The organism is Phenylobacterium sp. (assembly GCF_030654915.1).
In the GTDB taxonomy this organism is placed as follows: Bacteria; Pseudomonadota; Alphaproteobacteria; order Caulobacterales; family Caulobacteraceae; genus Phenylobacterium.
The window spans coordinates 1-11,487 of record NZ_JAURWM010000105.1 but is presented as its reverse complement, the minus strand read 5'-3'; the positions used below and the strand labels follow the sequence as shown (position 1 = coordinate 11,487).

Genomic DNA, 11,487 nt, shown 5'->3' with positions numbered 1-11,487 from the left:
GAGTTCGGCCCCATCGACATCGTGCTGTCGGGCGCGGCCGGCAACTTCGTGGCCCCGGCGCTGGGCATGAGCGCCAACGGCTTCAAGACCGTGGTCGACCACGACCTGCTCGGCACCTTCAACGAGCTGCGCGCCTCGTTCGACGTCCTGCGCCGGCCCGGCGCCTCGCTGATCTCGATCACGGCGGGCCAGGCCGAGCGCGCCTCGCTGTTCCAGGCCCATGTCTGCGCCGCCAAGGCCGGGATCAACATGCTGACCAAGTGCCTGGCGCTGGAGTGGGGCCCGGCCGGCGTGCGGGTCAACGCCATCTCGCCTGGCCCCATCGCCGACACCGAGGGCATGGCGCGCCTGGCCACCACGCCGGAAGCCGAAGCGCGGGTGAAGGAGCGCAACCCGCTGCGTCGCTACGGCACCAAGGATGAGATCGCCGACATGGCGCTGTTCCTGTCCTCGGACCAGGCCGCCTACGTCAACGGCGCCATCGTGCCGGTGGACGGCGGCAGCGGCGCCGGCGACGCCTCGGGCAACGCACTGGCGAACTACGCCTAAATCTGCGCGTCATCCTCCCGGAGCAGGCCGCCGCGGCGATAGTCGTCGCGGACCTGCCCACCAAGATGGCGGCCAAGGCCAAGGACCAGGCCTAGGCGCGTTCCGCCGCCGCGCCCGCGTGGTCGGCGGGATTGAAGAAGAGACCCAGCTTCAGGCTCTCGCCGATCCGTGCGGCGCGAGCCTGAAGCGCCTGGGCGATCTCGCCAGGGAACATCTCGTCGGTGGTCTCGCCCCACAGCGCCAGCCAGCGGTCGAACATCCGCGGAGTGATCGGGTTGCGGCGATGGGCGATCATCGGGCTGCCGGTGAAGCGCCCGACGCCTAGCAAGGCGCTCGACCAGAACAGGGCGATATGGTCGAGATGGTGGTCCCAGTCCTCGACCGCCGCTTCGAACACCGGCCCGAGCTCGGCGTCCTCGCGAGCGCGGGCGTAGAACCGGCCGACCAATTCACGGATCGAGGCGGGAGTGAGGGCGAGAGCTTGCGCGGACATGACGTCTAGATAGGCCCTGCACGCCACCCGGAGAAGGGCGGTGGCTTGGCGTATCAGGTCAACCTGCGCGCGGACTTCTTCCAACGCCGCAGCTCAGCTCCGTTTTCAAGGGTCGAACCGCCTGTTCAAATGAAAATCCGATGGGCTCCAGAATTTGTCATCAACCGATGACATACGACCCTCATGACGTGTGGGCGCTCCACGCACCACTCCGCTGAAACTGCGCAAAGCGCCCATAAACAGTCATCGAAGGACTGAATCTGCCGATTCGGTAGGCGCCTAGGCCGGTAGGAGGCTTTTTCAAGCCCTCCGCCACAGGGTGTGACTGGCCGGTCACACCCATTCGCCGACCAGCGGAATACGAAGCCCACAACCATTGTGACAGCATCACGACAGGCATAGGTCCGCTGCCTCTTCAGTACCCAAGGACAAGAAAATGAGAACTCAACTGATCGCCTCGGCCGCCGCCGTCGCCCTGTTCGCCATCGCTGGCGCTGCTCAGGCTCAGACCGTCGGTCACGTGGGCGCCAACTACGGCCGCGTTGAACTCGACGCCGGCGCCCTGGGCGACACCGACGCCGACGCCCTGCAACTCGAAGGCGCCGTGCGCTTCGACGCCGGCTCGCTCGGCGCGCAAATCGACGGTTCGGTCCAGAACTTCGACGCCGACGGCGGCGACGCCACCGTCTGGTCGGCCACGGGCCACTTGAACACGAAGTTCGAAGGCGGCCTCGTCGGCGGCTTCGCCGGCGTGAGCACCAGCGACGACGTGACCCTGTGGGCCCTCGGCGCCGAAGCGCAATTCAACGTCGCTCCGTCGACCACCCTGTACGGTCAAGCCGGCTACGGCCGCGCCGAAGACCTGAACGACGCCGACCTGTGGGCCGTGAAGGGTGAAGTGCGTCACTTCTTCACCGACAACTTCAAGCTCCAAGGCTCGGCCGGCTACACCAAGGCCGACACCAAGGGCGCCGACTTCGACATCTGGAACATCGGCGCCGACGCCGAGTACCAGTTCGCCAGCACCCCGTGGAGCATCACGGGCGGCTACGAGCACGGCGAGATCGACGACCTCGACCTGAAGTCCGACACCTTCCGCGTCGGCCTGCGCTACACCTTCGGCGGCACCCTGCGCGATCGTGACCAATCGGGCGCCTCGCTCGGTTCGGCCTCGACCCTGTTCGGCGGTTCGCTGGGCCAAGGCGTGATCGCCGCGGTCGGCGCGTTCTAAGAACGTCCGTCTGATCGACTAGATCGGGAAACGCCCCCGGCCTCGCGGCCGGGGGCGTTTTCATGTCTGGGAGCGCAGCCTTGCGGGCTCGGCGCACGCGGCCTAAACCCGCCGCTCTTTCAGCCTGGACCCGGAGATCAAGATGGACGTCAGAGACAGCAACGGCGCGCTTCTGGCCGACGGCGACTCCGTCACCCTGATCAAGGACCTGAAGGTGAAGGGAACCTCGGTCACGCTGAAGCGCGGGACCCTGGTCAAGAACATCCGCCTGACCGGCGGCGAGGGCGAGATCGAGTGCCGCGTCGAGAAGATCCGCGACCTGGTGCTGAAGACGGAGTTCGTGAAGAAGGCTTAGGGTCTACAACCCGTCTTCCCCTGCGAGCCGGCGCCATCGCATACGGCCTTGGCTCTATTGTTCCTCCCTTACGGCGCGGGGGAATTCAGGCTCTGTTCGAAGTCCATGAAGATGTCGACGAGTTCGTCGACCTGCACCCGCTGGAGCTGCTTGGGCGGGAAGCGGTAGCGCCAGAAGCTGGCGACATGCTCGATGCTGCTCAGGCGCTCGCCAAGATTGTGGAACATCGCCGGCGCCCGCAGGAGGAATTCGCGGAAGGCTGACGGCTCATTCTGCTTGGTCATGGCGGCGTAGGCGGTGTCGTAGACGGCCAACGAGTCGGTCACGCTCTCGATCGCCGCGAAGATCCAACCGCGCAGCTCGACCTTGATCTTGGCGATATAGGCCTTGTCGTCATAGTCGACATTGCCGATCGGCCGGATGACGGCGATCTCATTCAGGACTTCGCGGATGCGAGGCATCACGTCGCGCAGCTGCCATTTGTAATAGAGGAAGGCCTTCCAGCAGAAGATGCCCTCCTGGAACTGACGAGCGTCCATGCCCATCACCCGGCGCAGGGGGTCAAGTTCGGCGCTGTTGGCGTCCGACAGAATCTTGTTGAGGAAGGTCGCCGCGTGGCTGGAGAAGGCCAGGTCGGTGCCGAACGACATTTGGATCAGCGGCTCGAGTTCGGCTCGCGCGGACTCGAACATCCGCTGCAGGTCAGCTTCGGAGACGTTGAAATAGCAGGGCGCGGGCTGATAGCCGTTGGTCTTCAGGATCTCCCGCATCAGGAACGGATCGAGCGAGGGCAGGCGATCGATGATGTCGAGGGTGTTGCGGTCGCGAGTGCCGACCTGCAGGTCGTCGCCGAAAGAGACCGCGACCACCTCCTCGAAGTTCTTCTGGCCGACGAAGACGAACCGTGCCCCGTAGCGCAGCTCGCGCTCGGCGATCGGCAGCAGGATCTTGGTGGCGTTCTGGACGGGATAGTCGAACAGGTCGGCCTCGCCGCCGCGGACCCGATGCTTGACGATGATGCCCTTGTTGAGCAGCGAGTTCTTGAAGAAGGGGCTGGCTTCGTAGTCCTGCTTGCCCGCCTCCTTGAGGGAGATTTGCCACAGATTGAGCACCCGCGACGTCGCGGCGCTCCGCTTGAGGAACTCGAGGCTGCGATACGAACGGTCTCGCGCCACTGATCAACACCCCCGAAGAAATCGCGCCACAGCAAAGCTAGGCCGCCGCCATCGCTTTACACAGAAATGGCCGCCCAAGCGTTAGCTATATCGGGGCGGCGAGCGCTCAGATGCGCAGATCAAGGGCGGAGCCGGGAACGGACTCAACCGGACCGGCGGGCACGAGGCGCGTCTCGTCGGCGAAGCCTATCTGGCGGAGCGCATGGGCGTGAGCCGCCGCGACGAGTTGAGTCATCGGCGCCGCGCCCCGATTCCAAAGCCCCTGCCCCTGGTAATGATACTCCACCCTGAACATCGCCGGCCCTTCCGTGCGGTCAGTGCACGCAGGGTGAGCCCGGGTCGTTAGCGAGAGGTTAAATTATACCACGTTCCGCGAACAACGTTCGGCGCCGTGACTTAGGCGCCTCGAAAGGCGGCGCCCAAGCCTATACGACGCGCAGAACCTGCCGCGCGCCGCATAGATCAGGGCATCAGGCGTTGGTCGTAGCCGCGACGGGCATCGGCATCGGAGAGCCGGGCGGACGGCCGATCCAGATCTGGCCTGAGCGGGCCATGACCTCGCCTGCGCCGTCGAACAGGGCCACGCCGGCGAAGTGCTTGCGCCCCTCGACCTCACGCGCCCAGGCGACGACGACATAGGTCTCGCCCGCTTTCGGCTTCTTCAGGACCTCGCCAGCCATGGTGCCGAGCAGGCCGACCGGCGCGCCGGCCTTGATCCACCAGGCCATCGAGCCCGAGCAATCAAGAGCGCCCCAGGTGATCTCGTCGGGGATGGTCCCGTCGGCGTCGGCGAAGTTGGCGTGCGGGGTCCAGACGCCGGCGCAGTGGCCCGTCGGCGCGCCGTCGATCTGGCCGACATGGACGCCCAGGCCCTCGCCGGCCTCGCGCTCGATGCAGCACGAGAAGCAGCCGCGGTGCAGCGACTTCTGCGCGAACTGGCCAGCGGCAGCGAAGGCGCGGGCCTCCTCGATGGTCGGGGTGGCCGGCGGCGGGGTCGGCATTTGGCTATCGTCGGCGGGCTTGGCCGAGCCGAGCACGACACCCTCGGCGTTGACCAGCGACACCGCGCCGTCTTCACCGGGTTGCAGGGTCACGGCGACGTCAAGCGGCACGCCGGAACGCAGCATGGCCACGCCTCGGCCGCCGACGGCGTTTGAAAGCACGCCGCAGATATAACCGCCATTGGCAGTGAAAGGAGGCCCGCGAAATTGGCGGGGCACGACGATCTCGGTCATTTGAAATGGTCTCAGGCTGGAATCGACAATCGAAACAATATGGTCGCCATAATGGCCCAGCCTGGGGCCACTAGGGAAGCGTTACCCAGGGGAAAGTCGCGCCTTCACCACGGAACCCCCACGCCGGTAACGGGTTGAACCTTGGGCACCTCAACCCTGGAGCTGGCATGAACATCGACATGAGCGACCGCGGCGCCGTCGAACGGCGCCTATGGGACGAGATCGAGCGCCATCAAGTTGGCATGCTAGGCCTCACCGGCGCCGCCGCCCATCACCTTCAGCCCATGACCGCCTTTGTGGAGCAGGAGCGAGAGCAGATCTGGTTCTTCACGCGCGCCGACACCGATCTGGCGCGTCAGGTCGGCGACGGCCGCGCGGCGATGTTCGTCTTCCAGCAGAAAGAGACCCAAGCCTGCATCTTCGGCGAGTTGACCGCCCATCATGACCCGGCGCGGATCGCCAAATACTGGAACGCCGTCATCGCGGCGTGGCATCCACAGGGCAAGGATGATCCGCGCCTGATCATGCTGCGGCTGGAGTGCACGGACGCCGAGGTCTGGGTCTCGCAGGCGGGCCCGATGAAGTTCGCCTGGGAGATCGCCAAGGCCAACGCGACCAAGCACGAACCCGATCTCATCGGGAAGGCCAACCTGCACTTCCATTGAAAGACCAAGCTTTTCGGGGCGAGTTCCGTCGAGTTTCAGACGCATGGGACTTCGGCGAACCCAATACTTTGGTCGATCTATAGTGACGCAGAACGCAGTTCATTCAGGATCAGTTCTGAGGCCGCTTTCAACAGCCTATCCTTATTTGTGACGACCTCCCGAAGTTGTGTCGTCTACTCGACAGTTTTTATAGTCGAGCATCGTTAGGTTGAATTCACAGCCGCAAGGCGATTTTCGATTCCCACGCAAAGGCCCGACAGCTCGGTGCAAAATCGCCTACTCGCCGCGCTCCCCCCGGACGATTACGGGCTGATCGCACCGCACCTGACTCACATCGACCTGGAACGCGGGCGCGTGTTGTATGAGCCCGGCGACCGGATCGACGTCATCTACTTTCCGCATGACGGGGTGATCTCGCTGCTGACCTTGATGGACAACGGCGCCGGGATCGAAAGCGCCACTATCGGGCTTGAAGGCGCGTTGGGCCTGATGGCGGCGGTGGCTCCGCGCCAGTCATTGTCACGAGCCATCGTCCAGACACCATGCCGTTGCGCGAGGATAGGATCAGGACCGCTGCACGAGGCCTTCGAGAAGAGCCCTCGCATCCGCGAACTGGTCGATCGCCATACCGAGGCGCTGCTCGGCCACGCCAACCAGTCGGTCGCGTGTAACGCCTTGCATTCGGTCGAGGCGCGGTTCGCCCGCTGGCTTTTGACCTGCCACGACCGGATCTCCAACAACACCGTCGCCCTGACTCAGGAACTGCTGGCCGACATGCTGGGGGTGCAGCGCACCACCGTCACCGCCGTCGCCCGGGCGCTGCAGGAAAAGGGATTCATCCGCTATCGGCGCGGCGTGGTGGACATCATGGACCGCGAGGGCCTCGAGGCCACGAGTTGCGAGTGCTACGACGTCGTGCGTCGCCACTATGAGCGGCTGCTGCCCCAGACGGGGTAGAGCGCATTCCGGCGAAGTGTGCGCTGGTTCGGCGCGCTCTAGAGGGAAAAGACCAGCCTGGCGGTGACGCCGGAATGGGTTTCCAGCTTGAACTCGCCCCGCACCTGGGCGGCCAGGCTGCGCACGAACCACAGGCCAAAACGCTCCCGCGCGGTGGGCGAAGTCGGATCGAAGCCACGGCCGTCGTCGATCACCGCCAGTTCGTAGCGACCGTCCTCCCGAATGGAGAGGCAGATCCGCACCACACCGGCGTGGCCATCGACAAAGCCATGAGCCAGGGCGTTGGCGACCAGTTCCTGAACAATCAGGGCCAGGGTCGAGGCCGCCTGATCCGTGGCCATGATCGGCTCGACCTCCAGCGCGATCTGGGCCCGCCCCTCGCCGGCGCGGCGGCCCCAGACCGGGGTCATCTCGGCCAAATAGGCGCAGAAGTCGACGCCGTCTTGGTGGCGATGGCGCTCAAGCGCGCCAAGCGAGCCGATAGCGTCGGCCATCCACACCAGCTGCCGGCGGGCCTCGGGTTCACCGGCGCGCTGGCTGCGCATCCGGGCCAAGGCCGACATGAGTTGGAACGTATTGGCGGTGCGGTGGCGCAACTCGGCCGCGAGCATGTCTTCCGAGCCGTTATCTTCAGTCATTGCTGCAGACGCCCCACCCCATGCAAACCAACATCAAGTATTTTGATGCTTACCCAGGCTGTCTGTCGGAAAGACGACAGATGTTCCAGGAATTAGAATCCTAGGCTGCAAGTTGCGTGGGTGAAAGCGGAATGACACTCGGATAGCGCGACTATTTGTCCTGCGGTCAGGGTGTGCTGAAGAGCGCGAAACTCGCGGAAACACCCAAGATAAAGCCAAGCTCGAAGACCTGTTCGACCGCGCCGAGCACATCACCAGTATACCCGCCCAGCAACCTGCGCGCGAGCATCGCCATCGCCAAGGCGAGGATCGCGCCCATCAGGACGGCCAGCCCGACCACGCCGCCAGGCGACAGGGCCAGCGGCAGACCGGCGACAGCCAGGGCGGTCAGCACCTCGGCCAGGCTGAGGTCGGCGGGCGAAGGCTTCCACTTGCCGGCCTTGGCGTCGCCGACATAGGGCAAGGCGCGCATGGCCAGGACCGACGCCCCGCGCCCGGCGCCATGGGCCGCGACCAGGGTCCAGGCGCCGAGCCCGGCGGGCAGGGTGGCGAGCGCTCCGGCCTTGAGCGCCAAGGTCAAGCCCAGAGCCAGGGCGCCGTAAGTCCCGATCCGGCTGTCCTTCATGATGGTCAGGCGCTTGGCGATGGTCGTGCCGCCGCCCAGGCCGTCGGCGGTGTCGGCCAGGCCGTCCTCGTGGAAAGCGCCGGTGATCAGCACCCCGGCCGCGATGGCCAGCAGCGCCGGCAGCCAGCCGCTCCAGACCAGCGAGGCGGCCCAGAACACCGCCGCGCAGACGCCGCCGACCAGCAGGCCGACCAACGGGAAATAGCGGGCGCTGCGCGAGATCCAGTCAGGCTGGAAGTCCCGCAGGGCAGGCGTAGGGATGCGGGTCAGGAACTGCACCGCGCAGAGAAAGAGCTGGAACTGATGCGAAAGGCGCTTCACAGCCGCCCCGCCAGAACGTCGTCGAGGCTGGCCACCTCGGCGAGCAGGCCGGCGGCGGCGCGAACTAACGGCAGGGCCAGCAGCGCCCCAGTTCCCTCCCCGAGGCGCATCGAGAGATCGAGCAGGGGCTCAGCCCCAAGGGCGGCGAGCATCACCTCATGCCCACGCTCGGCGGAGCGATGCGCGAAGATGCAATAGTCGGCGGCGGCAGGATCGAGGCGAATGGCCAGCAGGGCCGCAGCGCCGACGATGAACCCGTCGATCAGCACCGGCACGCGCTCGGACGCCGCCCCCAAGATGGCCCCGGCCATCATCAGGATCTCCAGGCCGCCGAACTCGGCGGCGACCTGCAGCGGTTCGATCACCGGCGTACGTGCGGCGGCGGTTTCCAGCACGGCGCGCTTGCGGGCCATGCCCTCGGCGTCGTGGCCCGCCCCCGGACCGATGCAGTCGGGCAAGTCGGCCGGACCCAGGCGATGTAGCAGCAAGGCCGCCGAGGCCGTGTTGCCGATGCCCATCTCGCCGAGCGCGAGGATATCGAAGCCGTCGTCCTTGGCGCGCCGTGCGATGGCCGCACCGCGGGCCAGGGCCGACTCCACTTCCTCGGCCGTCATGGCCGAGCCGAGGGCGGCGTTGCGCGTGCCCTTGCGGACCTTGGCGTCGATCAGCAGCGGATGGGGCGCGAGATCGGCGGCGACGCCGGCGTCGACCACCTTGACCTCGGCGCCGACCGCGCGGGCGAAGGCGTTGGCGCTGGCCCGGCCCGCCAGCAGAGTCGCCACCATCGCGACGGTGACCGCCGAGGGATAGGCCGAGACGCCCGATTCCGTTAGGCCGTGGTCGCCGGCGAAGACCAGCAGCAGAGCGCGCTCATAGCTGGGGTTCGGGCGGTCGGCGATCAGGGCCAGGCGGATGGCGAGGTCCTCGACCTTGCCCAGGGAGCCAAGCGGCTTGGCCTTGCCGTCGATCAGGGCGCGGTAGGCGGCCTCGTGCGTGCGGTCGAGCGGGGCGATGGCGGGCCATTTCATGGTCGTGGTTCCAGTCCGGCGATCGACGCCAGGAGGGGGATGTCGAAGGCCTGTTCCAGCCGTTCGGCGATCTCGTCCAGCGCTGCATCGACGCGGGTCGCTTCATCGACGCCGTCGGAGGCCGCGCCCAGGTCGGCCAGGAAGGCGGCGCGGGCGGAGGCCAGGCCGAACAGGCCATGGACATAGGCGCCCGACACCCGGCCGTCGGCCGAGATCGCGCCCTCACCGGCCCCGTCGTCACGGATCAGCAGTGGGCGTTGCAAGGCCGGGCCGTCGGTGCGGCCGACATGGATCTCGTAACCCTCAAAGGCTCCGCCGACGGCCAAACGCCCGGACGCCGGGCGCAGCACCTTGTCGCCGGTCAGCACCGTGTCGAGGTCGAGCAGGCCAAGGCCCTGAGCCTGGCCGGGCGGTCCCTCGACGCCGTCCGGATCGCTGATCGCATTGCCCAGCATCTGGAAGCCGCCGCAGATGCCCAGCACCCGGCCGCCGCGCCGGACGTGAGCGGCGATGTCGATGTCCCAACCCTGAGCGCGAAGGAAGGCCAGGTCGCCGAGCGTCGCCTTGGTGCCGGGCAGGATGACCAGGTCGGCGTCGCCGGGCAGAGCGGTTCCCGGCGGCACGAAACCGAAGTCGACCTCCGGCTCGGCGCGCAGCGGATCGAAGTCGTCGAAATTGGCGATGCGCGAGAGCAAGGGCGCGACGATCTTCACCTTACGACGCTCACGCCCCCCAAGCTGGTCGAGCACCACCGCGTCCTCGGCCGGCAGGCGGCGGGCGGCGGCGAGCCAAGTCGCCATGCCGCAGTCGGGCCAGCCAGTGCGACGCACGATCTCGGCGCGGCCGTCGTCGAACAGGGCCGGATCGCCACGGAACTTGTTGATCAGGAAGCCGGCGATCATGTCGCGGTCCCCAGGCTCCAGCACCTCGTAGGCGCCGACCAGGGCGGCGATGACGTGGCCACGGTCGATGTCGCCGACCAGCACCACGGGCACGCCTGCGGCCCGGGCGAAGCCCATATTGGCGATGTCGCCGGCCCGCAGGTTGATCTCCGCCGGGCTGCCGGCGCCCTCGACGATGACCAAGTCGCTCTCGGCTTCCAGGATGCGGAAGCTCTCGACCACCACGTCCAGCAGGCTGGCCTTGCGGTCCTGATAGGCCGCCGCCTTCCAGGTCCCGGCCATCTGGCCGCGCACCACCAGCTGGGCGCCGACATCGCTCTGGGGCTTCAGCAGCACCGGGTTCATGTGGACGGTCGCTGGCGTGCGGCAGGCGATGGCCTGCAGCGCCTGGGCGCGGCCGATCTCGCCGCCATCAATGGTGACGGCGGCGTTGTTGGACATGTTCTGCGGCTTGAACGGCCGCACGGTCAGGCCGCGATTGGCGAACAGCCGGCACAGACCGGCGACCAGCACCGACTTGCCGACGTCGGAGCCGCAGCCCTGGATCATCAACGCGGCCATGCCAGACCTCCCAGGGCGAGTGCTGCGGCGAGGATCGCGCAGGCGCGCAGATAGAGCCCAAGCCCCCGGTGCAGGTCCAGAGGCGATGGGCGCGGGCCGTCTCCAAAGGTCGGGCGATCATGGGCGACGCCGCCATAGCTGGCCGCCCCGCCAAGTTGGACGCCGAGCGCTCCGGCCATGGCCGCTTCGGGCCAACCGGAGTTAGGTGAGGCGTGCTTGGCCGCGTCGCGCAGCATGGTCCGCCAGCCGCGTCCGGCGACCAGGGCGATCAGGGCGCCGGCGATGCGGGCCGGGATCAGGTTCATCAGATCGTCGGTGCGGGCGGCGGCCCAGCCAAAGCAGCGATAGGGTTCTTCGCGGTGGCCGATGATGCTGTCGGCGGTGTTGACCGCCTTGTAGGCGCAGAGGCCCGCGAGCCCGCCGACCAGGAACCAGAACAACGGCGCGACCACCCCGTCGTTGAAGCTCTCGGCCAGGCTCTCCAGGGCGGCGGCGGCGACGCCCTCGCGGTCGAGGTGCTCGGTGTCGCGGCCGACGATCATGGCGACGGCGGCGCGGGCGGCGGGGAGATCAGCCTCGGTACGCCCCAAGTCTTTCCTCCCCCATTCATGGGGGAGGAAAGGTTCAAGGGGCTCGCCGAGCGCGCGGCTGACGGCGGCGACGTGGTCGTAGAGGCTGCGGGCGGCGAGGCCGAGGGAGCCGAGCAGCGCCGCCAGGATCACAGCCCAGCCGGTGAGCAGATGATCCAGCAA

14 protein-coding genes are annotated in these 11,487 nt (G+C 67.2%); 5 read left to right on the top strand and 9 right to left on the bottom strand.

Going from position 1 to position 11,487, the window contains the following annotated elements; all coding sequences use genetic code 11:
• Positions 1-549, top strand: a 549-nt coding sequence (locus Q7T84_RS05395) for an SDR family oxidoreductase (RefSeq protein ID WP_304806722.1), incomplete at its 5' end; no start/stop codon positions are given.
• 91 nt (positions 550-640) lie between these two features.
• On the opposite strand, the gene Q7T84_RS05390 is transcribed toward Q7T84_RS05395, so the two are convergent.
• The gene (locus Q7T84_RS05390) at positions 641-1,042 is read right to left on the bottom strand and encodes a group III truncated hemoglobin (RefSeq protein WP_304806721.1); all 402 of its coding nucleotides are present in this window, start codon (positions 1,040-1,042) and stop codon (positions 641-643) included.
• A gap of 436 nt (positions 1,043-1,478) precedes the next feature.
• On the opposite strand from Q7T84_RS05390, the gene Q7T84_RS05385 reads away from it, so the two are divergent.
• Both Q7T84_RS05385 and Q7T84_RS05380 read left to right on the top strand, forming a co-directional pair.
• Positions 1,479-2,273: an outer membrane protein gene (locus Q7T84_RS05385; RefSeq protein ID WP_304806720.1), complete on the top strand. Its 795-nt coding sequence runs from the start codon at positions 1,479-1,481 to the stop codon at positions 2,271-2,273.
• Positions 2,274-2,415: 142 nt separating this feature from the next.
• Positions 2,416-2,628, top strand: coding sequence for a zinc ribbon domain-containing protein YjdM (locus Q7T84_RS05380; protein ID WP_370653621.1), 213 nt, complete (start codon positions 2,416-2,418; stop codon positions 2,626-2,628).
• Positions 2,629-2,696: 68 nt separating this feature from the next.
• Here Q7T84_RS05380 and Q7T84_RS05375 read toward each other — a convergent pair whose 3' ends face one another.
• The 3 genes from Q7T84_RS05375 to Q7T84_RS05365 all read right to left on the bottom strand — a co-directional run bounded on the left by Q7T84_RS05375 (position 2,697) and on the right by Q7T84_RS05365 (position 5,038).
• Entirely contained in the window at positions 2,697-3,803 is a 1,107-nt protein-coding gene (locus tag Q7T84_RS05375; protein WP_304806719.1) for a hypothetical protein, read from the bottom strand.
• 106 nt (positions 3,804-3,909) lie between these two features.
• A complete protein-coding gene (locus tag Q7T84_RS05370) occupies positions 3,910-4,038 on the bottom strand; it encodes a hypothetical protein (RefSeq protein ID WP_304806717.1) in 129 nt (42 codons plus the stop codon).
• 235 nt (positions 4,039-4,273) lie between these two features.
• Positions 4,274-5,038 (bottom strand): hypothetical protein, encoded by a 765-nt coding sequence (locus Q7T84_RS05365; protein WP_304806715.1) that lies wholly within the window; start codon positions 5,036-5,038, stop codon positions 4,274-4,276.
• 167 nt (positions 5,039-5,205) lie between these two features.
• Between Q7T84_RS05365 and Q7T84_RS05360 the strand changes: the two genes are divergently transcribed.
• Both Q7T84_RS05360 and Q7T84_RS05355 read left to right on the top strand, forming a co-directional pair.
• Positions 5,206-5,703, top strand: coding sequence for a pyridoxamine 5'-phosphate oxidase family protein (locus Q7T84_RS05360; protein ID WP_304806713.1), 498 nt, complete (start codon positions 5,206-5,208; stop codon positions 5,701-5,703).
• Between the two features lie 264 nt (positions 5,704-5,967).
• A complete protein-coding gene (locus Q7T84_RS05355; RefSeq protein WP_304806712.1) occupies positions 5,968-6,660 on the top strand; it encodes a Crp/Fnr family transcriptional regulator in 693 nt (230 codons plus the stop codon).
• A 38-nt stretch (positions 6,661-6,698) separates the two neighbouring features.
• Here the strand turns inward: Q7T84_RS05355 and Q7T84_RS05350 are convergent, their stop codons facing one another.
• From Q7T84_RS05350 to cbiB, 5 genes are all read right to left on the bottom strand, one after another.
• The gene (locus Q7T84_RS05350; protein WP_304806711.1) at positions 6,699-7,298 is read right to left on the bottom strand and encodes a sensor histidine kinase; all 600 of its coding nucleotides are present in this window, start codon (positions 7,296-7,298) and stop codon (positions 6,699-6,701) included.
• Between the two features lie 166 nt (positions 7,299-7,464).
• The gene (gene cobS / locus Q7T84_RS05345) at positions 7,465-8,244 is read right to left on the bottom strand and encodes an adenosylcobinamide-GDP ribazoletransferase (RefSeq protein ID WP_304806709.1); all 780 of its coding nucleotides are present in this window, start codon (positions 8,242-8,244) and stop codon (positions 7,465-7,467) included.
• On the bottom strand, positions 8,241-9,272 hold the full coding sequence (gene cobT / locus Q7T84_RS05340; RefSeq protein ID WP_304806707.1) for a nicotinate-nucleotide--dimethylbenzimidazole phosphoribosyltransferase: 1,032 nt from the start codon (positions 9,270-9,272) through the stop codon (positions 8,241-8,243). The genes cobS and cobT overlap by 4 nt, the downstream gene beginning before the upstream one ends.
• On the bottom strand, positions 9,269-10,735 hold the full coding sequence (locus Q7T84_RS05335) for a cobyric acid synthase (RefSeq protein ID WP_304806706.1): 1,467 nt from the start codon (positions 10,733-10,735) through the stop codon (positions 9,269-9,271). The genes cobT and Q7T84_RS05335 overlap by 4 nt, the downstream gene beginning before the upstream one ends.
• Positions 10,723-11,487 (bottom strand): adenosylcobinamide-phosphate synthase CbiB (gene cbiB / locus Q7T84_RS05330; protein ID WP_304806705.1); only part of this gene is annotated, 765 nt, incomplete at its 5' end. The genes Q7T84_RS05335 and cbiB, both read right to left, overlap by 13 nt.